Source organism: Psychrobacter sp. UBA3068, from assembly GCF_002366815.1.
Taxonomy (GTDB): Bacteria; Pseudomonadota; Gammaproteobacteria; order Pseudomonadales; family Moraxellaceae; genus Psychrobacter; species Psychrobacter namhaensis.
Genome location: NZ_DFBY01000022.1, coordinates 22,869 through 46,310, shown reverse-complemented (window position 1 = coordinate 46,310; position 23,442 = coordinate 22,869). Strand labels below are relative to the sequence as shown.

Sequence of the window (23,442 nt, the reverse complement as noted above, 5' to 3'; positions counted from 1 at the left end):
CATAAAGTGGAAATACCTATATGCACAAAGGCGTGAGGACGGAAACCTAACAGCGTCAGGAAACTTAATTAGGGAAATGTGGCACCAAGAAGCGAAAAGTTAAGCACCAAAAAAGGCGTTTTTGCTCTTGGTGCCAAACTCGCAAACCGATATCAGCACACCGTTATAGCGGAACCAAGCAAGCACCAAGGCACCAAGAAAACAGATGAAATCATCGCATTACAGGATCAGCCACAGACACGCGATAAGCTGGCAAGTCGGATAAGACCCATTAGGCACAGTGCAAGAAAACGCACGAAAAACGCACATTATTTGCGCCTGTTTTGCACCCATTTAAGCGCTTTGCATCTTGACTGGTCAAAAAGCTTGACATTTTCTTTGACATTTTTAGTCTATATTTTTCTACACCCTTTATTCTATAATGGCTTTAGCTGATAATTATTTTGACATTTTCTTTGACAAATTACGGTTCATTATTATGGCAGAGCAATCTAAAGAGTGGATTGATGATAGCACGCTTAGAGTCATGACCTATCGGTCTGGCTCATTCACATTTACGTTGGGCTGCTCACCTGATGAAGCCCTTTTAAATCGCATTGATGATGCGCAATTACGTTTTAATAAAACGCCAAAAGCAGCACAAATTCTAGACAAAATCCAAGAGAAGGTTTTGGTCAGTAGTGTTTACAGTACCAATACTATTGAAGGTGGAGAATTTAGCGAAGAAGAAACGGGTAATATCTTACATACTGCCCCAAAAGATATTCAAAAATCAGCCGAAAAACGGTTGTTTAATCTAAAAGATGCTTTGCTATGGGTGAATAAGCAGCGCAATCCACAATTTGAGCCTACACAAGGCAAACCATTCTTATTAGCAGATATTACACATCTACATGCTTTAGTATCGCAAGGCTTAGATGAGGGGCATAACCCAGTCGGACAGTTTAGAGATAATGAAAAATGGCAAAAGACCTATGTCGGTAATGCAGAGCATGGAGGACGCTATCAACCACCCAAGTGCCTTAAAGATATTGAATACCTGTTACAAGCGTGGATTGAATGGTTGAATAGCCCTGCTATTATTAATCAGCATGTGATCATTCGGGCGAGTTTGGCTCATTACTATTTTGAGCTTATTCACCCCTTTTGGGACGGCAATGGTAGAACGGGTCGATTGATTGAAATGTTAATATATGAGCAATCAGGATATAGACTGTCATCATCGGCTATATGGCATTATTATCAAAAAAATATTCATGAATACTTTGCTTTATTTAACCATTGTCGTAAACAAGCTAAAAACAAAAAGGAGCTGCCAAATAAACTGTTTATTGATTTTGCAATGGATGGCATGCTGCAAACAATTAATGACTTACATGACCAATGTAATCAACTGATTGGTTTTTTGCTGTACCAAGGTAGTTTGAATAATGCTAGGTTTAACAAAGCAATTTCTGAAAGACAGTTTAATGCCATTATGGTCATGATGGGCTTTAGTGATACTTATACCCCTGCTGCATTATTGCGTAATCCGCAAATCAAGGCTTTATATAGTAATCGTACGGAAAGAACCTTTTATAGGGATATAGAATCCTTGATAGATGAAGGCTTTCTGTTTGAGCAAGATGGAAAACTGCTTTTAGCGATTTAAGAGAGCTTTTGAATATACAGCTGCTTCTAAGCGCAGTACAAAGCTTATACTTTCAATTCAAATGATTAAACGCGCAGCTTTCTGTGAATATGCGTGTAAAGTGTGCGATGTTGGCTAATATTCATTTAACTGGGGTTTTAGCTTAATTGACATTACCATTACTCATTGATATATTTAATTTGTCTGAGCAAGCCCCTGAATAGTTATCAGGGATTGGTTGCTCAGACATTTTTATGTCTTTAAGTTGTACCAACCTGTGCATAAAGTCTGATCATTAGCGATAACGAAATGTTGTTAAATTTGATGTTAAATTAATTTACAACATTAATAAAAACCATGATATATAAGGCTTATGGCGATATGATTGACTCCCGCCGAGCGCACCAATCATTGTATTTCCCCCTTCCCTAGCACTACCTTACATCGCTCACACTTGTGCAAATATGTCTTTAAAGATATTTGTGTTTGTTGCTCTGCGCCTATCTTTCTGAATGTTTTGCTTATAACGTGAGCTTATTCTGCCTCTTGCAAATTAGCCGTTAGTTGCGCGCGGCTAGGGACACGGTGGTAGTTAATCACTGGCACATTACCAAGACGGCGCTGCCCTGTGGCAAGCTTCCTGTCAATGGTAATCATGGCAATTTTTTTATCTTGCTTACTCAGTAATAAATGATTTGCCTTACGGGTCACTCGATAATTAGGGAAATATTTTTTTAATAATGCAGAGGTCTTCTGTAAGCCATCATGAGACTTATCTTTTTTTGACTGTGTGTGCCCATTCTGCTCTCCTACTTTTGCCCCACGTGACTTTGCCACCAGCCATAAGGCGGCGATAACGGCAAACAATATGACAAGCCACCAAATTCCATCTATCATAAGAAGAGTATCCATTATTAGCAAGGGTTGGCTTATGTTAGCAGAATTATCACCAGCGTTAATAGCAGAAGTACAGGATGCAGCGAAACTATTGGCTTCCTCACAGCGTATTTGTGTTTTAACGGGGGCAGGAATTTCAGCAGAAAGCGGCATTCCAACTTTTCGAGATAAGCAAACAGGCTTATGGGAAAACTATCATGCAGAGGACTTGGCCACACCAACTGCGTTCGCCCGTGACCCAAAACTGGTATGGTCGTGGTATCAATGGCGCAGAGAGTTGGTAGCGGATAAAACGCCAAATCCCGCGCATGTTGCCTTAGCCCAGTGGCAGCAACATATCAAAGCAAACCATCAGCAGTTAACGCTCATCACTCAAAATGTCGATGACTTACATGAACAAGCTGGCAGTACCGTGTCTCATCTGCATGGAAATCTGTGGCGTAATCGTTGTAGTCAATGTGAAGCACCTTATCAAAGCAAACCAGAGGGCTCATCTAATAGTGAGGATGACACAGATTTTGCTGATACGTTAATCACTTGCCAGCACTGTGGCGGTTACATCAGGCCAGATATCGTTTGGTTTGGGGAAGCGCTGCCCGTACAGGCATGGCAGACGGCAGAGGACGCCGCTGCCAGCTGTGAAGTGTTTATCAGTATTGGTACCTCAAGCCTCGTTTATCCTGCTGCGGGACTGACCCAGTTAGCAAAGCACAATGGCGCCAAAATCATTGAAATAAATCCAAATCCGACGCCAAATACTGTCGTTGATATCACGTTAGCAGAAAAAGCGGGGGTGATAATGCCAGCACTCATACAAGCAATCACTGAGTTATAATTATGGCTGTGTGAAGAATCATAAAATCTAACACTAGCTTGGGTGCTGAGTTCGTTTAAATTTTTATCAGACCAAAAAAGGCTTAACGGTTTGTATCAACCATTAAGCCTTGTACGAGACCACGATCTGATCAGGTCTTATTGTAACGCTAGATCAACTTTCGCTAAATACGCTGCTTTTAGCTCATCATCTATAAATGCCGAACGAAAAGAGTTTTTCACCAAGGTTATGACATCATCTTCCGTGATCGGTAGATTCTCATATAAGTTGATAAAGTTTTGATTGACGTAGCCTTTAAAGTACGCTGGATCGTCTGAGTTGACACTGATATTTAGACCATAATCCAACAGCTCTTTGATGTTGTGCTCTTTATAGGTTTCAAAAACTTTCAGTTCGATATTTGAGTTGGGGCAGACGGTCAGCGGCATTTGCTCGTCTTTGAGTCGTTGCATCAGCTCTGGACTTTTTATAGATTGCACACCATGATCGATTCTATTGATATTCAATAAATCTAGCGCTTCGTAAATGTACGAAAAATCTGCCTCTTCACCTGCATGGGCCACCAATTTAAAGCCTTCTTCTTTGGCCTTTTTAAATACCTCTTTAAACTTCGATGGCGGATTGCCCAGCTCTGATGAATCAAGACCCACACCAATGATGTCGTCTTTGAATGCCAAGGCTTGCTCTAACGTTTCAAAGGCCTCTTCTTGGGATAAATGACGCAAAAAGCACATAATAATACAAGAGGTGATGCCGTACTTTTCTTTAGCATCCGCAAGTGCCTCTTTGATACCCGTTATTACAGCCTCAAAAGGCACGCCTCTTTCTGTATGTGTCTGGGGATCAAAAAAGATCTCCGTGTGGATGACATTGTCCTCAACACATTTAAGAATGTATTCCCAAGTCAAATCATAAAAGTCATCTTTGGTGAGCAGAACATTTGCACCCGCATAGTAAATGTCTAAAAAGGTTTGCAAATTGGTGAAGTTATAAGCCTTGCGTACATCTTCTATGTTTTCATAAGGAATCTTTACGTCGTTCTTTTTGGCCAATCGAAACATCAGCTCAGGTTCTAGTGAGCCTTCAATATGTAGATGCAGTTCCGCTTTCGGTAGTTTCTTTATTAACTCAATCATAGTGTTCCAGTAGTGTTTTTTATCAAGACAGGCAGACGATACATGGGCTTAAATGCGACACACATCAGTCATTTTCTGTGGCTAGACGCGTATTATATTTGAATTACCCTCAAAACCCCATAGGCTAAAAGCAAACCATTTAATGCGATGAATGTACCCTTTATCAATAAGAATACTTGCAGAAATAGCCAATCATAGTACTTACTTCAAAAACACCACCGTATCAGACAACTCATTACCAGCCGGATTGTGCTCAAGATGATAGTACTGACGCAGCAATTGTCCCACCTCATCTAACAATTCAGTCAAACTTTCTTCTGTTTTCTTATTCGCAATACCTGATAGCGCTTTTTCACACATCGCGCGCCATACCGTTGGGCTGACGTGCGCGCTGATGCCACGATCAGCGACTATCTCTAGCTGATGCTCACAAATATTGACATAGATCAAAACACCGGTGTTTTCTTCGGTATCCCAAACTCGATACTCACTAAACAAGTCAATCGCACGGTCGCGGCAGCCGATGTGATAGGCCTCTTGGATAGGTAGATGGTTTTCTACAATCAAAAACACCTCACCCCGATGTCCACGCTCAGCGCGTGTTACTTTATCTGTTAAACGTGCTTTGGCGTCTGCTGTCAGCCACTTACTATGCAATAAAGGGACAAACAAGACTTGACGCCACCAGCGGGCAAAACTGGAATTTGAAGCGCTGTTTTCTGCCATTATATTATTTCCTCAAGTACGTCATTACTGACGTTCATTTAGTGAATGGGTCTACCACGAGCCGCCAGCACCGCCGCCGCCAAAGCCACCACCACCGCCGCCAAAGCCGCCGCCACCGAAACCACCACCGCCAAAGCCGCCACCGCCGCCCATGCCGGGTAGAAAAATCATGCCGCCGCCTCTGCGACCACCTTTACCGCCGCCGCCTTTGCCACCACCACCGCGTGAAATCAGGAACATCCAGATAAATATCGCCATAATCAGCGTCATAAAAAAGCCGCCGCCGAGCGCCAATGAGCCGGCAAAAAAACCTCCGGCCGTCAGGATCGAGCCAAAAACGCGGCCAAAGATGCTGGTAATAAAACTACCAAATATCATCGCCATGACGAATAAAAAAACGGGTGATGAGTTGTCACCGACATCGTTTGGATTTTGACTACGTTCGGCTGCTTGCGCATCGGCACGCGCCAAAACCTCAGGGTCAGCGCTCAGACGCGCTTTTAAGGCCTCAACCCCAGCTAAAATCCCAGCGCCATAGTTGTCCTGTTTAAATAGCGGGGTGATCTCTTCCCGAATGATACGATTGACCGCAGCATCTGGCAACACGCCCTCTAGGCCGTAGCCCGTTAAAATATACATGTCACGGTCATTGACCGCAACGACAATTAACAAACCATCATCGATGTCTTGATCGCCAAGCTGCCATTTTTCTGCCACTTGCAAGGCATAGTCAAAGATAGGCAGACCATTTGTCGTCGGTACGATGACAACAGCTGCTTGTGCTAGACCTTGCTGGTAGATATTTCTAAGCTGTGCTTCCAAGCGCTGTTTTTCTTGCGGGTTTAAAATATTGGCCTGATCAATCACTGGCTTATTTAATATCAGTTTGTCTGCATCGACACTAGGCGCGCTTGATTGTACAGAAGGGCGAGTGGCTGCTGAGGTCTCAGTGGTGGCCTCACTGTTGGCCGCCACTGGGTTAATGGCATCATTGCCCAGTACAGCGTCATTGATGGCTTCATTGGACTCACCGGCTTTGGCAATAGCCACCAAATCCTCGACGCTACGGTCTTGTATGCTTGAGGGGTTATTTTTTGTCGCCACAGCCGTGTCAGCAGGCGCAGCATGCAGCACAGAGGCACTACTCATGCTTAGGGTGAACAACAATGTTGATAAGATTGCTTTGGAATTATTCATCTACTCTATACCACCTCAAGTGACATCGGTACTAAATTAATAGGCATTCATAACTATCGACACCTTTAAAACAAATCTGGCAGTGCCCTCTAAACCCGCAACCAGGCAAATACCTCGCTACTCATGCATTTAATTAAGGTTACTCAGCTGTCGCTGCGTTATCATCACCGAAGTCGACACTTGGCGCAGTTGAGATAGCCTCTTCATTCGCCACGCTAAAGTTTGGCTTAGCATCCATACCAAACACTTTCGCCGTGATGTTGGTTGGGAACTGGCGCACAGTGGTATTGTAAGCTTGTACTTCTTGTATATAACGGTTACGAGCGACAGCAATCCGGTTTTCAGTGCCTTCGAGCTGTGCTTGTAAATCTTGGAACAACGCATCTGACTTTAGCTCAGGATAACGCTCAGACACTGCCATCAGACGTGATAACGCCCCCGTCATTTGTTCTTGCGCAGCCGCATAACGCTCCATCGCTTCTGGATCATTGAGTACCTCAGGCGTCACGGTGATACTGCCAGCACGTGAGCGAGCCTCAGCCACTTGAGTAAACACCTCTTGTTCTTGCTCCGCATACTGCTGTACCACTTTGACTAAGTTTGGCACCAAGTCAGAACGGCGTTGATACTGGTTGACCACTTCTGACCACGACGCCGTCACCTGCTCGTCTTGGGCTTGAAGGTTATTATAGCCACAACCGCTTAGACCAACAGTAGAAGTTGCTAATACTGCTGCAAGCAACATGGGTTTTACAATTGATTGACGCGTCATCGATGTCTCTCCTAATGATGATAAATAACAAATAACCAGTCACAGCTTTTAATCTTGTTTTCAGAACGCCTGACTACTGGAACTCCTGACTACTGTCAGTAACGTTCTGTGGGGCTGTATTTTTATTCAAAAAATATAAACATAAGTGCAGATGCAAAACACAAGCGCTGGCGGATTAAATACTAATCATACGCTCAAGTTATACTCAGGTTTATAGCCTATAAGTTATCCTAACAATAATGGCGTGATAACGGCACTTTTACAATTCACCGTTACCAAAAAACAACCGCAAACCCTTATTTTGATGCCGCTTTCCGTCCCTTGCTATTCATAGATAGAGCGTGGTAAAAGCCGTGACAACGTTAGCGTTCTCATTAGGTGATACATTTTTTAGTAGGCGGTCTTGCCACACCTAGCAGCGTTATATGCCCCCACGTTAGCGTTATTTATGACAGTGACCACCTCACGCAAAAAGAATATATATGGTTATGTACAAAGAAAATTCTAGTAATTGGTAAAAAAATATGGCAAATTGCAGTTACGTAGCCGTACGGTTTGAATACATTTGGTAGTGGACTTATCGTTTGATTAGTACTAGCCAATCGTTGATTGATGTATAAAAGTGTCAATCAATTATTAGACAGTTGCTCACAGATTCAATCATCCACGCCCGTCCTGTCATCAATCGGTACGGCTCATAACAAGTTAAATACGATCAGTATTTAATGATTAGCCGCCTATTTTATCCGCTGGTCTACTTATAACTTATCTTATTTATGATGTGATAATAAGATGCACCAGTAATAAAGACAGCAAAAGCGTGGCAAATGTCGCTGATAGAAATATTGGCGTCAGTAGGTGTTATGCAAACCGTCAATGTTGCTGATGAGCCAAGCGGATAAATACAGACAACTACAGTCCATTCTTAGTGGCTAAGCGCGTATGAGACTTATCTGATGTATAAGTCAATGTAGCTAATTTAACTGCTTAACTTAAATAAGTAAGTTAACCAGTTAGCTTACTCCTAGCATACAGAGCCACTTTGAGACAGTACTAGGAATATACATATGGAAGGTTTAGTTAACTTAGTAAACGGAATTATCTGGAGCCCCGCACTGATCTATCTGTGTTTGGGCGCGGGCCTGTTCTATTCCATTCTGACGCGCTTTGTACAAGTGCGTTTATTCGGTGAAATGATCAAATTGCTCTTCACTGGTAAGTCCAGCCAACAAGGTATTTCATCATTTCAGGCACTTGCCGTCTCACTCGCAGGCCGTGTGGGTATGGGTAACATTGCAGGTGTTGCTGCGGCTATCGGCTTTGGTGGTCCGGGTGCCGTGTTTTGGATGTGGATCGTGGCCTTCTTAGGCGCATCTACGGCTTACGTTGAGTCGACACTTGCACAGATTTATAAAGAAAAAGACACGGTCACTGGCGAGTACCGCGGTGGCCCTGCGTATTACTTTGAGCGTGCCCTTGGTCAAAAATGGTACGGTATCCTCTTTGCCATCGCCTCAATTTTGTCTTGTGGTATGTTCTTGCCAGGCGTTCAAGCCAACGGCGTGATCAATGCGTTCGCACAGGTAATGGGTGAAGGCACTGTCATGAGTATCGGCGCATTAGAAGTCGGTTCTATGCGTTTGGTCGCTCTAGCTATCATCCTAGTGGTTTTAGGTATCATCATCTTTGGTGGTATTAAACGTATTGCAACCTTTACTGAGTTTGCCGTCCCTTTTATGGCGTTAGGCTATATCGTGCTAGCCCTCATCATTATGTTCACTAACTTTGACATGATTCCACAAGTATTCGGTCTCATCATTAGCGATGCCTTTACGGCACAAGCAGGTTTCGGTGCGGCTATTGGTTGGGGTGTCAAACGTGGTATTTACTCAAACGAAGCAGGTCAAGGGACAGGCCCTCACGCTGCTGCTGCTGCTGAAGTTGAGCATCCATCACAGCAAGGTCTGGTACAGGCATTCTCAGTGTATGTTGATACATTGCTAGTATGTTCTGCTACTGCATTTATGATCTTGACGATGGGTACTTATAACATCCAAGGTACGCTACCAGACGGTCAGTTCATCGTACAGAATGTCGCTGCTACCACTGAGATCAACGCGCCTGCATTTACGCAAATGGCAATGGAATCTGTATACGGTGGTTTTGGTAATACCTTTATCGCGGTGGCTGTATTCTTCTTTGCCTTTACGACTATCTTGGCCTACTACTACATCGCTGAAGTGAACGTGGCTTACTTGACTCGCTTTCTCAGTCGCGGTGCCAATAAGACGGGCTTATTCTTAGTTAAAGTCCTCATCATGGTGATGGTTGCCTACGGTGGTCTAAACTCAGCGGGTTACATTTGGGCTATTGGTGATATTGGTGTTGGCCTCATGGCATGGCTCAATATTGTTGGTATCTTGGTCATCTTTATCGTGGCGCGTCCAACACTCACTATGCTTAAAGACTATGAAGCACAGCGTAAAGCTGGCGTTGCACGCTACAGTTTTGATCCTGCAAAATTCGGTATCAAAAATGCGCCTTATTGGGAAGAGCGTCATCTACTAGAGCAACAAAGACTGGCGGCTGACCCACTACGTAAAGAGCGTAAGTAATCACGACAGCGGTTACTAAATAAGTATCTTAAGCAAAAGCCCGAGGCCATCGTCTCGGGCTTTGTTCATTTTGAACGTTGAATGCGTAAAGCTAAAGCATAGCAAAGTGAAATGTGGCGTTAAATCGGCATTCTCTCATTGATACCTCCCCACTAGGTATGGCTGGCCATGCTAAGCGCGCTTCTAATGTCTCTGTGGCACCATTCCTGAGAGTTTCTTGGATAACAGCCAAGCACAAAAAAGCCCAGCTCATCGCTAGGCTCTTTAGGTAACATCTGCAAATTATAGCAATCGTTTACACAGGCTTATTTTGGTAATAATACGGTATCGATTACATGGACCACACCATTGGTTGCCATCATGTCTGTGCCAACGATATTGGCCGTGTTGCCACTCGCATCAGTGATCACATTATCTTCACTAATCATGAAGGCTTGGCCATTTGCCGTTTCAATATCAGTACCATAAGGAATATCAGACGCTGTCACGACCGTAGGAACGACATGATAAGGCAGAACGCTTTTTAGCGTCGCTTCATCAGCCAATAGCTCTTCTTTGGTCATGTCCAGTTTGGTTAACAAAGCAGCAAACGCCTCATCAGTAGGGGCAAATACCGTGTATTTGTCATCAGCCATCAGCATTGTATCCAGTCCAGCGGCTTGTAGTGCAGCCGTAAGAATGGTTAGATCTTCATTGCTCGCTGCCATCTCGCCAATGGTTTGCGTCCCGACTACGTCAGTTTCAGCCATTGGCTCAGCTTCCACCATTGGTTCAGCTTCAACAGCTGGATCTACTACCACCACTTCTTCAGTAGTGACTTCAGGCTCCACAGGATCTGCGACAGTTTCAGTGTCATTACAGGCCGCCAATGATATGGCAGCAGTAACAACCGCGATAGATAGTACCTTCTTCTTTAACATGAGTATTTCCTTATAAATGAATGATTAGACTATTGATTGAACAAATAATTTTGCTAAATAAATAGTATCTCTTAATGAATGAATGAATGTATGTATGTAACCAATGAATATAACAGTAAATACGTTATTAATTGCAAACATGGCACGTTAGCCAGCTTCAACTACCTCAAACCTGTTATACCAATTACTATGAGTGTAACTTATTATTTTTAGATTGATGCTTACTTAGGTAGTACCACTGTATTAATCACGTGTACCACTTGAGAATGGGCATCGAAAACAATGCCGCCTAAACAATGACCTCTGTCTGACACTTAGGGCAAAAAAGACGATAGCCAGTACCTAGACCAGCTTCGTCATATAACATGCGTTGTATAAAGTAATCAGGGGATCGTTTCCTACTCCCAACAACCAAAGTTTTTACTCACCCTTATTTCGGTAGTAATACTCTGTCAATGACGTGTACCACACCGTTATTAGCTGCGATATCGGTTTTTATGATATTCGTCGTACGACCGTTTTCATCCATCAACTTGCCTTGGCTAGTCACCATTAATGTATCGTTGCTCAGGGTCATGACGTTGCCTGGCTTCACGTCTTTGGCATACATCGCCATATCACCGTTGATCACGTGGTAACCTAAGATTTTGGTTAGCAATGGCTTATTGGCAAATAGTTGCGCTTTCGTCATCCCTGTTTCTTGTAGAGCTTGCACAAAGGCGGCGTTGGTTGGGGCAAATATGGTGTAATTGGCATTTGGATTGGCCAGCGCACCCGTTAGCCCAGCCGCTTGTATCGCTTCTACGAGCAATGAGAAATCAGCGTTACTTTGGGCAACTTGTACCACGTTCATTTTTGCCATCGATTGACTGTGCATAGGCGCTTTCATATGTGCGCTCTTATGAGGCATCATATTATTACAAGCGCTTAGACCTGCGATTGAAACTGCTAATGTACCGATGGTAGCAATTTTACTAATTTTCATAACATTGTCCTTAATGATTAAGTATTTTTTGACTACGATCTTACTGTTTTACAGATCAAATTGATTTTCTAGAATACCTACTTGCTTGGCTGTTACTGATTAATACTGACAAATAGCGAATAGCAATCATTAACATTTACTAGTAAGTATTACTTATAAAAAACCAACTCTTCTGAAATTAAATTAACATATAAAGCCGTTTTATCAATTCCTCTTTCCGCTATTTTTTGTAGTATCGGTGTAAACCTTGTCTGACTTTTACGAATGCCCGTTGGCTTTCATTTATAAAAGCAAAGCTTTCTGTAATCTTTTAGCGAAATGATATTCATTTGTACTAAACCATTTTATGCCATAGACTTTGATGCCATGCCCGTTCGTCATTAAACTGACATCAGGTTTATCAAATTGCCAAAGAGGAATAAGGACTATCCGGCGTACTGTATGATTTTCATGCTAAAATAATCTGGATTTGCCGACGCCTTTTATAAAATTTTGCACCCTATTTGTTACTCCCTCCTTTTATAATATTGACGATATAAGCAGCGCTCCTATGACTCAAACAACGACTTCACAGACTTCCTCTCAACCTGATACCACTCCTAGCTCATCACACTCTACTGACGGCTTTGTGCTAACGCCACCTGCTGTATTTCCTTATAAAGAACAACAACTGACGGCACGTGCCCGCATCACTGAGCAGATGACCTCAAGAATTTTGATGTTAGATGGCGCGATGGGTACCCAGATTCAAACTTACAAGTTGGAAGAAGCGGATTATCGTGGTGAGCGTTTTGCAGATATCAGTCAAGACGTCAGGGGCAATAACGATCTGCTGGTACTCTCGCAGCCGCACATGATTAAAGAGATTCATCACGATCATCTGGCGGCTGGGGCAGATATCATTGAGACCAACAGCTTTAATGGTACGCGCCTATCGATGGCCGACTACGATATGGAATATCTGGTCCCCGAGCTGAATAAGACGGCGGCCAACATTGCACGTGCGGCGGCGGATGCGTTTACCGCCAAAACGCCTGATAAGCCGCGCTTTGTCGCTGGTGTCGTGGGTCCAACCTCGCGCACATGTTCGCTGTCGCCTGATGTCAACGATCCTGCTTTTCGTAATATTACCTTTGATGAGCTGGTGCTAAATTACCGTGAAGCGACCTTGGCACTCATAGAAGGCGGCGTGGATATTATCTTGATTGAAACCATCTTTGATACGCTCAATGCCAAGGCGGCGATATTTGCGATCACGGGTGTGTTTGATGATATCGGCTTTGAATTACCAATTATGATCTCAGGGACGATTACCGATGCCTCGGGTCGAACCCTATCAGGTCAAACGGCTGAGGCGTTTTATAACTCTGTTCGCCATGCCAAACCATTATCTGTGGGTTTTAACTGTGCGCTGGGGGCCGATGCGCTACGTCCACACATTCAGACGCTGTCAAACATCGCGGACACTTTTGTCTCTGCGCATCCAAATGCCGGTCTGCCTAATGAGTTTGGGGAGTATGATGAAACCGCTGAGGAAACGGCTGCCCTACTCGAAGGTTTTGCCAAGGCTGGTATCTTAAATATCGTCGGCGGCTGCTGTGGGACCACACCTGAGCACATTCGCCAGATTGCCAACATGGTGGCGAACTATCCGCCTCGCGTCATTCCTGAGACACCGCCTGCCTGCCGTCTATCAGGACTTGAGCCCTTTACCATCACGCCTGAGAGTTTGTTTGTCAACGTGGGTGAGCGTACCAACGTCACTGGGTCAAAGAAGTTCTTGCGTTTGATTAAAACCGAAGCCTATCTTGAGGCGCTCGATGTCGCTCGTGATCAAGTCGAGGGCGGCGCGCAAATCGTCGATATCAACATGGATGAGGGCATGCTTGATTCTAAGCAAGCGATGATCCATTTTGTCAATCTGGTCTCAGGTGAGCCTGATATCAGCCGTGTCCCCTTAATGATTGACTCATCTAAATGGGACATCATTGAAGAAGGCCTCAAACGCACGCAGGGTAAATCTGTCGTCAACTCCATCTCCTTAAAAGAAGGCCATGCTGAGTTCGTCGAACGCGCTAAGTTATGTATGCGTTATGGCGCGGCTGTGATTGTCATGGCCTTTGATGAAGATGGTCAAGCCGATACCTACGAGCGTAAAATTCAGATTTGTCAGCGCAGCTATGATGTGTTGGTCAATGAATTGGGGTTTCCTAGCGAGGACATTATCTTTGATCCCAATATTTTTGCGGTCGCAACAGGTATCACAGAGCATAACAACTATGGCGCTGACTTTATCAATGCCACGCGCTGGATCACTGAAAACCTGCCGAACGCTATGGTGTCAGGCGGTGTCTCTAACGTCTCCTTTAGTTTCCGTGGTAACCCTATCCGTGAAGCGATCAACTCTGTGTTCCTATACCATGCGATCAAAAACGGTCTGACCATGGGTATCGTTAATCCCGCCATGCTTGAAGTGTATGATGACATTCCTGTCGAGGCGCGTGAGGCCATTGAAGATGTGATGCTGAACCGCAATCAAGGTGACACGGGGCAAGATGCGACTGAACGTCTCATGACTGTCGCTGAAAACTACCAAGACGGTGGTAAGAAAAAAGACAGCACCGTTGATATGAGCTGGCGTGAAGGCACGGTAGAAGAGCGTATTGCTCATGCGTTAGTAAAAGGCATCACCACCTTTATCGAAGCCGATACCAAAGAAGCGTGGGAGAAATACCCCAAACCGCTAGAGGTCATCGAAGGACCACTCATGGACGGTATGAATATCGTCGGCGATCTATTTGGCGCGGGTAAAATGTTTTTGCCGCAAGTGGTAAAATCGGCGCGCGTCATGAAGCAATCGGTCGCTTGGCTCAACCCGTACATTGAGGCCGAAAAGGTCGAGGGTGAAGTCAAAGGTAAAGTCCTGATGGCAACGGTCAAAGGTGACGTGCATGATATTGGCAAAAACATCGTCGGTGTGGTACTGGGCTGTAATGGTTACGACATCCTTGATCTGGGCGTGATGGTTCCTTGTGAAAAAATTCTCGATACCGCCATCAAAGAAAAAGTCGATATCATCGGTCTATCAGGCTTGATTACCCCAAGTCTTGATGAGATGGTCTACGTCGCCAAACAAATGCAAGAGCGCGGTATGACCTTACCGCTAATGATTGGCGGTGCCACCACCTCAAAAGCCCATACCGCTGTCAAAGTCGAGCCACAATACCAAAACGATGGTGTGATCTATGTCTCAGACGCCTCGCGCTCAGTCGGCGTGGTGACCAAACTGCTGTCAAAAGAGCACCGTCAAGCGCTTATCGATGAGACACGTGAAGAGTATGTCAAAGTACGTGAGCGTCTCGCCAAGCGTCAACCGAAAGCGGCCAAGTTGACCTATGCTGAGTCGGTTAAGATTGGTTTTCAGTATGATTGGGAAAACTATGTACCGCCTGTCCCAAATACCCTCGGACAAGTGATATTTGACGACTATCCCATCACCAACCTCCTCCCTTATATTGACTGGACACCATTCTTTATCTCCTGGGGACTGACAGGTAAATACCCCAAAATCTTGCAAGATAACGTGGTTGGTGAAGCGGCACGCGATCTGTTTGCCAATGCAGAAGACATGCTACAAAAGATGATCGATGAAAAGTTAATCGTGGCCAAAGGCGTGTTTAAACTCATGCCCGCCCGTCGTACTGGTGCAGACACGGTCACTGTCTACGACAACGATCCGCAACAAAACGGTCAACCGACCCATCAGTTTGAGCACTTACGCCAACAAAGCGACAAATCCAGTGGCAAGCCGAACCTGAGCTTGGCAGATTTCATCTCGCCCTCGGACGCCTATAATGACTATTTGGGCGGCTTTACTGTCTCCATCGTCGGTACAGAAGCGCTGGCAGAAAAGTACAAGGCCGCAGGCGATGATTATAACGCCATCATGGTACAAGCGTTATCTGATCGACTAGCAGAAGCCTTTGCCGAGCACCTGCACGAGCTGATTCGAAAAGACTATTGGGGCTATCAACCAACCGAATCGCTCACCAATGATGAGATGATCAAAGAAAAATACGTTGGTATTCGTCCAGCGCCCGGCTACCCTGCCTGCCCTGAACACACTGAAAAAGGCAAATTGTTTGATTGGCTTGGTACAGTCGATGCCATCGGTACGACCTTGACCGAAAGCTATGCGATGTGGCCTGCGTCATCGGTCAGCGGCTTCTATTACTCGCACCCTGACAGTGAGTACTTCAACGTTGGTAAAATCAGTCGCGATCAGTTAGAGAGCTATGCGGAGCGTAAAGGCTGGGATATGAAAACGGCTGAGAAATGGTTAAATCCGAATTTGTAGAGGTGTGAAAGTCAGCTAACGCCTAACCATTTTTTGGCTGTCTGCTGGCTTACTCATTTACGATGAGTAAGCCATTTTTATAGAGTCATAGCCAGATTTTCACTTCAATCCTGTCGCTGTCTTACCCAGTGCGCGCTTTAATGTATGGCACAACTTTAGCGATACGTTAATTGCGAATATTTTTGCTAAAAGATCAGCAAGAGAATTATGTCAAGCCATATTCCAGCATATCAAAATGAATAATGACTGACCTTAGCTTTTTGGAACGAACAAGACGTTATATAAAGCTTCAATGCTATCGTAACGATCAAATTTTCCTTTATTAATAGTGCGGATATTAGGCCTTTCAGCTTTTATGCCATCCGCATTGGCTTTGGTATGTTTTGCAACTTTAGCATTCTCTAGTCCAGTTAATGGCTTGCCAGCCTCAGCACCAAAAAAATAAAACGAGCATAACTCTAAAGTATCTTCATCAAATACTATCCAAACAATACATCCTGAAGGTTTATTGGCTAAACGAACATTAACTTTTTGACTTGACGCTTTAGCACCTAATTTTGACGTTTTGAGTTGAATATGACGAATAATATTATTGTCTTCAAGGACAACATCACAACCTGCGTGATCAACTTCAGGTTTCATAACCTCCAACTGACAATCACCTTTTAACCACGATAATTTTAGTATTTCACCAATAAATAAGTGCTCAATAAGCTTTTCTCGGAAGCTTGATTGTTCATAATGCTTACTCATAATTTACCTTACTATCTTGAATTAACTTAATCAGCTTTATCCTTCCCCCGCCGACACTTCTCAGAACAATAAATCACCTGCTCCCAATCTTTCTCCCACTTCTTACGCCACGTAAACGGACGCTGGCAGACAGGGCAGGTTTTTTGCGGTAAGTTTACTTTCTTATGTACCATAACTGCCCTACCTTATCTATTCGACTGATGAATTATTCATACCATTCACAAAAATTAGAGTAGCAAGGAAAAAGAGTGCAAGTACTACGCATTGTAGGCTAAGCGATTTTGACACAGCTAATCGTATTTTTGTTGTTTGGTATCATCTTACTTCTGATGCTCGACGCCCTCATACTTTTTAATCCGTCGGCACTGATCTGAGCAGTAGACCATATTGTCCCAGTTTTTATCGAGCTTCTTGCTCCAGCTAAACTCGCGCTCACAGACCGGACATTCTTTTTTGCGGACGTTCTTCTTTTTGTGCGCCATCCCTTATTACCCTTAGATTGATTAGATTGGTGACTAAATTTTTAAAACCGTCATGTTAACGGCTCCACACTGGTGAGCGTACTACCCCGCCATCTTTACCACTGATGGTATAGCTTGCGTTGCCAGACAGTGAATGGATAATCAAACCACCACCGCTTTGACCGCCTACTTGCCCGTCTAAATTCGAATGACGCGTTGGATAGACTGCATACTGTCCAGAGGGTGATAGACGTGCTGGTTCATCCAGTCCTGTCTCTGCCAGATTGAGCACTTGCCCCGTGGCGAGCGTCATGACCGTTGCCTTGCGACCATTTAGGTAGGCCAGACGCTGACCATCTAGACTCAACTGGGGACTGGCCGCGTAGCCACCTGTCGACACCGGTACGGCATTGGTAGTGGCAAAGCTATAACGGTAGATGCGAGGACGCCCAGCGCGGACTTTATCACTGGTATAGACAAAGCTCTTGCCGTCGGCTGCATAGCTGGGCTGCACTTCTGTGCTGGGTAAGGTGGTCAGCTGGCGGGTTTCGCCATCACTCAAACGCATCTCATAGATATCGGCGTTGCCACCAACGGTGGAGCTGTAGAGTAATTTTTGTCCATCAGGGGAGAATGATGCTGACAGATTGCTACCGTCAGCACTGACCACCAGATTGCGCGTGCGATTGCTCCAATCATAAATATAAATGTTGGGGTGCTCACGCGGGGCCTGTTTGCTATAGGCGAGCAGTCGCCCGTCAGCTGACCACGCTGGCGCATAGATATAGCCATTTAACTGGTCGATCAGTTGGCGGTCGCTACCATCAGGACGAATGCGATAAAGTGTCGATATTTTAGCGCTGCCCATTCCTTGCTCCTCCACATAAGCAATGTAGCCTTGACGGTCTATCGCGAGCATACGTGCTGTCAGTGGATTGGTCGCGACTGTATTGGTAGGCGTTTTGGCAGGCGGGCTGGGTAGCGTCTGACACCCCGTTAACACGCTGAGAGTGCCAATGACGATAGTATGGTTTATTAGGCGCACGTTTATGGCCACTTTTAGCGCAGAGGTTTTTAACATAAGATAAAGTCCAATATAGCCTTGAGAGACGCGTTATGCGTCTTTTGCTAAAGGCATGTATTGCTTCTAGTGTAGCGTACATTGCGCTTTGATTTTAGATAAAAAAATGCCCCACTTAAATAGTGAGGCATTATTAAAACTAAATATTAGGTTAAAAAAACAGTGGGCTTAGATCCCTTATCTATGATGACTGAATTATTTAGTAACACCTTTGAAGTAAGCCACTTGATTGTCGTTTTTGATGGTCAAGATAGGCGTTTTATTCGCATTTTTATCTAGGCTATATTTACCTTGTACAGTCGCTAATGTTGCTGTATCAAAGCTCGCTTGCGGCTCAGGACAGGCCATTAAAGTACTGATGCCGTTTTTAATCTGTACATTGCCATTGACCACACTGTATTCCGCACCCATATTGTTACACGTATTGATAAAGCTCACACGGTCACTACCGTTAGAGGTAAAGAAATTTAGCGTTAACGGCTTCGCTGGATCAAAAAACAACTGGCTGACTTTGTCGCCATTGGTACGCTTGGCATCGACAAGTTGCCAATTATACGCTTGCAGTGCCTCTGCAGTGATTGGCTGGGTGACAGGGGCCGTGATATTAGGGGTGGTTTGGCAACCGGCCGCAAGTGTCCCTACCGCAAGGGTCGCAGCCATCATTATTTTAGTCATGTTTTTCATATCATCTCCGCAGTGGTTTGATTTAGAATGAACAACCAAGATATTTTTCACTCTAAATGTTCGTTTTTATTATGATTCATTTATGGTTTTATTCATGTACCTAAACAATGTCGCTATTATGCACATCTGATACTTACCTGTCTTGATAGGTTAGGTGTAAGATTCCCACCTATTTGTTCCACTCTATGGTTGTTTTGCTAACACGTCTTGCTAGGCGACGCATTAGCTGCTAACCCTTTTCTAGTTTTTCTCCTAACACCTCTAAAACAAGCGTTACTGCGCAAAACACCCCGCTCAATAGCGAGGTGTTTTTGTATATTGTTGCTTCAATAAAGTCGTATGCGTTATTGCTGATTGTACTTATCGCTTCTTTAGACAAAGCGTTTCGCTATCAATAAACGTGTCAGCGACAATCTTAGATAACGTCAGTACCCGTAATTTCTGGCTCGTTAGTGGCGGGTGCCGTCATGCTTGATAAAGATTGGCAACCGACCAATACCGTTACCACGACCATACCTGTCATCAATGCTTTGGTTATATTTTTCATCTTAGCTCCTAGAATGTTTTTAATAGTTCTTTGGTTCAATGGAAGTATGCATGTCATTGTAATAAAGCTACAGATATTGGATCGTACTTCTACCAGTAACCATAACTTATTCACATTTTTAGCTTACCTATCTCTTACATCACTGTAAATTATTTAATGTTACTCAAATGTTCTTATTGCGTCTTTGTTTCTTGCAGAGCGGTATACCCTGCCAAACGTTGGCGCTCAGTCTCATCAAACAATTGCTGCTCAAGCTGATTTATCTGAACTTGTGCTTGAGCTTGGTCCGGATTTTGGCTTAATAAGCGTTGTTTTTGTGTTTCATACTGAGTGAAGCGCTGGTCAAAATTGGCGTCTTCTTGGTCTACTTGCGCAAGCCTTTGAGCGGCAGGCGCTCCTACCAGCTCACGGCGCATATTGTACAGCTCCTCAGCCGTGGCCCCTTTTGCTTTCATTTGTGCGGTACGACTCATTAGCTCATTCAGATTGGTTTGCTGCTCAATATGGGCTTTGGTGGCATTATCTGGCATACGGCTAATATAATCCTGCTTTGCCGCTTCTTTTTGAGCAGCAGACAGCTGTTTGTTTTGGTTAATGCCAATCATCTCGATACTATAATCATCATAGGCATCATCTGCGCCAAAGAACGCTTTGATGGTGTCTTTGGCAAAATACTGCTGGCGTAGCTTGGCCATATCTTGCTTTTGCTGTGCCACGACATTTAGATCCAGCTCGCCACTTTTTGTGGCTTGTAATTGCAAATTGCCGTAACGGTTTTCTATTTCAGGGATTGCCTTAAGATAAGCAACGTAGCGATCAAATATAGCAATTGCTTGACTGGCCGCAGGTTCAGGCGTGTGATTGCGAATATAATGCTCCACACGGGCATAGATCACAGCGTCATCCTCCTCACCCAGCGCTGACAAAAAATAATCAAACAAACGCCGTAAACCTTCAGTAACGATCAGTTGCTTGTTTTCATTAATAATGATTTCGCCGTCCACCTCCGTACCTTGTAAAGAGCGCGGTAAATTTTCTAGCCCTGTGGTAAACGAGGTATTATTTTGAGTGGCTGCGCTGCGCACTTTATGACTAAACATGGTCATATCTATCGAGCTGCTTAGGTCATTCTCACCTATCGTTGTGAAAGGCAGGTGAGGAAACATCGTGCTTTTTTTATTATTAGGCTTAAACCACAGAATAATCGCCACTGTTATCGCTAGTATGACAGTGATAATAAACACAGATAAAAAAGGTCGGCGGCGATTGCGTCTCATAGTAAAACACCTTTTTAATAAATCAGTTTTTTGACCAAGCTTATGTATCAACTGGTTATACATAAGCTTGGTAATCTCAAGGTCACCGATGGTTGCTCATGCCAGCTTTATCAATGAGCTTTATAAATTGGCCCTTTTCAAACGGTTAACGTGACCACGATATAAAGTTTTTGGGTCTGGCTGCCCCCATGCAGTCAAGCCCAATACTTGATTGGCTGAATCCAAATGATTCATTCGATAGTCATCACGAATGACATACCCAAGTCGACTTGAGCAGGCAGATACCAAACCATCGTTTGGATCGTTATCAAAGGTGGTGCCTGTTAAGGCCAGCATATAGTCACTAGGGTCAAGGCCATTGGTGATCTGACCAATACCACTGAATGAGTAGTACTTTATGCCGTTAACTTCCGTGTTAGCAGGCTGACCACAATAGGTGGTTGGCATCGCCGCTGGAAACTTGGCATTAAACTGAGTGGCATAGTCAGTCGATAAGGCAAGGACCGCGTTCCAACCGTCTTGCTCTTGTATCTCTTTAAAACCAATACCCGCGCTGACGTCCATAAAGCCACCCACAAACTTAAAAAACCCAATGGCTATCTGTGAGCCAACATTAAACTCGCCTTCATCATAGCCATCCTTTGCACTCCCTTCGACGACTTGTTTGATTACCCAGTCGCCCATCTTTGAGCCTTGCTCTGGGCTTGCGATAGCCGTTACTGACGCCACGTATTTCGGTTCTACAGCAGCGACATAACGAATATCAATACCGCCTTGACTATGACCGAGTAAATTGACTTTGGGGCTGCCTGAGATGGCACTGATGGTTTTAACTTGTTGCAGCAGCTGCTCACCGCGAAACTCACTGTTGTGAACCGATGAGGTTTTGGTCGTATATACCTGACTTCCTCCACTCATTAAGGTCTCAGGGATACCATGAAAATAATCCACCAACCCAAATGCCTTAGTAAAGCCACCAAGACCATGAGCCATGACAATGGGATACTGGGTAGCTGTATGACTTGACGTCCAATACTGGTTACTGACCAGCTTGCATCCCGTAGGATTGGCACAATTATAGTACTGGCCAGCGGCTTGGGCAGAGGTGGTTTGCACTGCCATCATGACCACACCAATACCAATGGCACCAAGGGAAGGTAAAAACAGAGCAGGCGTAAACGCCGTCGAAAAGTAAGCTTTGAGCATCATAATAACGTCCTTGTTATCGTTAGCGTTTTGTCGTTCTCATGCATGAGCGTTTGTATTACCGGCAATACAAACACTCTCAAAACAATGGCTAATCCTTTTAGCAACTAAATTTACAATACGTCTATATTTTGCAACATTCAATTATTTTATTAACGATAGGCAATTTATTTATGACCATATAGTCATTTCTTTGAATGTATAAACTTATAACCTCTTAGGTCAGCGGTCAGCTCAACTGACGCTCTGTACGCCAGTCTCACAAAACAGCAGCAGCTGCATTTATGCTATAATGCAAGACATTAATTCCATAACTATAAGTAAGATCATGATGACTAAAAAATCCCTTATCCAGTCCGCCGACGCCATAGAAAAAATGCGTGTGGCCGGTAAACTTGCCAGCGATGTCCTTGTTATGCTCGATGAGCACGTTCGAGTCGGTATCAGTACCGAGGCGTTGAACCAAATCGCTCACGACTATATCGTTAATGTGCAACAGGCGATTCCTGCGCCGCTCAATTATAATGGCTTTCCAAAGTCTATTTGCACCTCGGTAAACCATGTCGTCTGTCATGGCATTCCAACCGAAAACAAACTGCTAAAAGATGGTGATATCATCAACATCGATGTCACGGTGATTAAAGACGGCTATTACGGCGATACCTCAAAAATGTGGATCGTGGGTAACGGCTCAATTATGGCGCAGCGTATCTGCAAAGTGGCACAAGACGCGCTATATGCAGGTATGAGTGTCGTCAAAAATGGCGCTCGCTTAGGTGATATCGGTGCTGCTATTCAAGAAGTGGTGGAACCTGAGCGTTTTAGTATCGTGCGCGAGTTCTGTGGTCATGGTATTAGTAATGAGTTTCACCATGAACCGCAAGTCATGCACTATGGCAAAAAAGGCACTGGCTTTGAGCTAAAAACAGGCATGACCTTTACCATCGAGCCGATGATCAACCAAGGCACGTGGCAGACTAAGATTTTGCCTGATGAATGGACGGCGATTACCAAAGACCGTAAGCTGTCTGCTCAGTGGGAGCACACAATGGTCGTGACCGATAATGGCTGTGAAGTGTTTACCACTCGCCCTGAAGAAGATTTAAGCTTTTTGACCCAGTAGTACTACAAAAGATCGCCTAGGCGGTCTTTTTTTTGGACTAAAATTCAGGCATATTGCGTACTATGCGTGGTGATTGTCTAGTGACTGTTTAGCGATGATGTCCCTTTATACTGCTCATCAAATACTGCTCATTAAATACAGTTACATTCTAATGACCATATAGCAGTACCTTCACGTAGCGATATCTTAATTTTTACAGCCTTTTTTTAGTCCACTGTTAGCTCTAACGATTGATTTTTA

At 44.3% G+C, this 23,442-nt stretch carries 20 protein-coding genes; 5 read left to right on the top strand and 15 right to left on the bottom strand.

The genetic code is table 11. The features are described from left to right. Positions 1 to 478: 478 nt before the first annotated feature. On the top strand, positions 479 to 1,651 hold the full coding sequence (locus tag B2P60_RS05345) for a Fic family protein (protein ID WP_286739888.1): 1,173 nt from the start codon (positions 479 to 481) through the stop codon (positions 1,649 to 1,651). A 513-nt stretch (positions 1,652 to 2,164) separates the two neighbouring features. On the opposite strand, the gene B2P60_RS05340 is transcribed toward B2P60_RS05345, so the two are convergent. Further along, on the bottom strand, positions 2,165 to 2,527 hold the full coding sequence (locus tag B2P60_RS05340) for a hypothetical protein (RefSeq protein WP_286739885.1): 363 nt from the start codon (positions 2,525 to 2,527) through the stop codon (positions 2,165 to 2,167). Between the two features lie 34 nt (positions 2,528 to 2,561). Here B2P60_RS05340 and B2P60_RS05335 point away from each other — a divergent pair, with 34 nt between their 5' ends. Then, positions 2,562 to 3,362: an SIR2 family NAD-dependent protein deacylase gene (locus B2P60_RS05335; RefSeq protein ID WP_286739882.1), complete on the top strand. Its 801-nt coding sequence runs from the start codon at positions 2,562 to 2,564 to the stop codon at positions 3,360 to 3,362. Positions 3,363 to 3,499: 137 nt separating this feature from the next. Here B2P60_RS05335 and B2P60_RS05330 read toward each other — a convergent pair whose 3' ends face one another. The 4 genes from B2P60_RS05330 to B2P60_RS05315 all read right to left on the bottom strand — a co-directional run bounded on the left by B2P60_RS05330 (position 3,500) and on the right by B2P60_RS05315 (position 7,193). Then, on the bottom strand, positions 3,500 to 4,498 hold the full coding sequence (locus tag B2P60_RS05330; protein ID WP_286739880.1) for an adenosine deaminase: 999 nt from the start codon (positions 4,496 to 4,498) through the stop codon (positions 3,500 to 3,502). 201 nt (positions 4,499 to 4,699) lie between these two features. Further along, entirely contained in the window at positions 4,700 to 5,224 is a 525-nt protein-coding gene (locus tag B2P60_RS05325) for a TPM domain-containing protein (RefSeq protein ID WP_198335083.1), read from the bottom strand. Between the two features lie 51 nt (positions 5,225 to 5,275). Next, positions 5,276 to 6,421, bottom strand: a complete 1,146-nt coding sequence (locus B2P60_RS05320) for a TPM domain-containing protein (protein ID WP_286739877.1) — start codon at positions 6,419 to 6,421, stop codon at positions 5,276 to 5,278. A gap of 139 nt (positions 6,422 to 6,560) precedes the next feature. After that, positions 6,561 to 7,193: a LemA family protein gene (locus B2P60_RS05315; protein ID WP_193005726.1), complete on the bottom strand. Its 633-nt coding sequence runs from the start codon at positions 7,191 to 7,193 to the stop codon at positions 6,561 to 6,563. Positions 7,194 to 8,260: 1,067 nt separating this feature from the next. On the opposite strand from B2P60_RS05315, the gene B2P60_RS05310 reads away from it, so the two are divergent. Next, on the top strand, positions 8,261 to 9,808 hold the full coding sequence (locus tag B2P60_RS05310; protein ID WP_193005727.1) for an alanine/glycine:cation symporter family protein: 1,548 nt from the start codon (positions 8,261 to 8,263) through the stop codon (positions 9,806 to 9,808). Positions 9,809 to 10,113: 305 nt separating this feature from the next. Here the strand turns inward: B2P60_RS05310 and B2P60_RS05305 are convergent, their stop codons facing one another. Beyond that, positions 10,114 to 10,728: a fasciclin domain-containing protein gene (locus B2P60_RS05305; protein WP_193005728.1), complete on the bottom strand. Its 615-nt coding sequence runs from the start codon at positions 10,726 to 10,728 to the stop codon at positions 10,114 to 10,116. Positions 10,729 to 11,158: 430 nt separating this feature from the next. Then, positions 11,159 to 11,713, bottom strand: coding sequence for a fasciclin domain-containing protein (locus B2P60_RS05300; RefSeq protein ID WP_193005729.1), 555 nt, complete (start codon positions 11,711 to 11,713; stop codon positions 11,159 to 11,161). A gap of 670 nt (positions 11,714 to 12,383) precedes the next feature. On the opposite strand from B2P60_RS05300, the gene metH reads away from it, so the two are divergent. Continuing rightward, a complete protein-coding gene (gene metH / locus B2P60_RS05295) occupies positions 12,384 to 16,070 on the top strand; it encodes a methionine synthase (protein ID WP_414706628.1) in 3,687 nt (1,228 codons plus the stop codon). A 252-nt stretch (positions 16,071 to 16,322) separates the two neighbouring features. On the opposite strand, the gene B2P60_RS05290 is transcribed toward metH, so the two are convergent. The 8 genes from B2P60_RS05290 to B2P60_RS05255 all read right to left on the bottom strand — a co-directional run bounded on the left by B2P60_RS05290 (position 16,323) and on the right by B2P60_RS05255 (position 22,082). After that, on the bottom strand, positions 16,323 to 16,823 hold the full coding sequence (locus B2P60_RS05290) for a hypothetical protein (RefSeq protein ID WP_286739871.1): 501 nt from the start codon (positions 16,821 to 16,823) through the stop codon (positions 16,323 to 16,325). 26 nt (positions 16,824 to 16,849) lie between these two features. Beyond that, complete coding sequence (locus B2P60_RS05285; RefSeq protein ID WP_286739870.1) at positions 16,850 to 16,996, bottom strand: DUF2256 domain-containing protein; 147 nt, start codon at positions 16,994 to 16,996, stop codon at positions 16,850 to 16,852. A gap of 147 nt (positions 16,997 to 17,143) precedes the next feature. Then, complete coding sequence (locus tag B2P60_RS05280) at positions 17,144 to 17,305, bottom strand: DUF2256 domain-containing protein (RefSeq protein ID WP_193005733.1); 162 nt, start codon at positions 17,303 to 17,305, stop codon at positions 17,144 to 17,146. Positions 17,306 to 17,360: 55 nt separating this feature from the next. After that, positions 17,361 to 18,365 carry a Xaa-Pro aminopeptidase gene (locus tag B2P60_RS05275; protein WP_286739868.1) on the bottom strand — a complete coding sequence of 335 codons (1,005 nt, stop codon included), beginning with the start codon at positions 18,363 to 18,365 and terminating at the stop codon, positions 17,361 to 17,363. A 195-nt stretch (positions 18,366 to 18,560) separates the two neighbouring features. Next, positions 18,561 to 19,049, bottom strand: coding sequence for an META domain-containing protein (locus B2P60_RS05270; RefSeq protein WP_286739866.1), 489 nt, complete (start codon positions 19,047 to 19,049; stop codon positions 18,561 to 18,563). Between the two features lie 415 nt (positions 19,050 to 19,464). Then, positions 19,465 to 19,596, bottom strand: coding sequence for a hypothetical protein (locus B2P60_RS05265; RefSeq protein WP_286739864.1), 132 nt, complete (start codon positions 19,594 to 19,596; stop codon positions 19,465 to 19,467). Positions 19,597 to 19,769: 173 nt separating this feature from the next. Continuing rightward, a complete protein-coding gene (locus B2P60_RS05260) occupies positions 19,770 to 20,873 on the bottom strand; it encodes a lipase secretion chaperone (RefSeq protein WP_286739863.1) in 1,104 nt (367 codons plus the stop codon). 120 nt (positions 20,874 to 20,993) lie between these two features. Then, the gene (locus tag B2P60_RS05255; protein ID WP_286739861.1) at positions 20,994 to 22,082 is read right to left on the bottom strand and encodes a lipase family alpha/beta hydrolase; all 1,089 of its coding nucleotides are present in this window, start codon (positions 22,080 to 22,082) and stop codon (positions 20,994 to 20,996) included. 328 nt (positions 22,083 to 22,410) lie between these two features. Here B2P60_RS05255 and map point away from each other — a divergent pair, with 328 nt between their 5' ends. Further along, positions 22,411 to 23,202 (top strand): type I methionyl aminopeptidase, encoded by a 792-nt coding sequence (gene map, locus B2P60_RS05250; protein ID WP_404672265.1) that lies wholly within the window; start codon positions 22,411 to 22,413, stop codon positions 23,200 to 23,202. Positions 23,203 to 23,442: the final 240 nt, after the last annotated feature.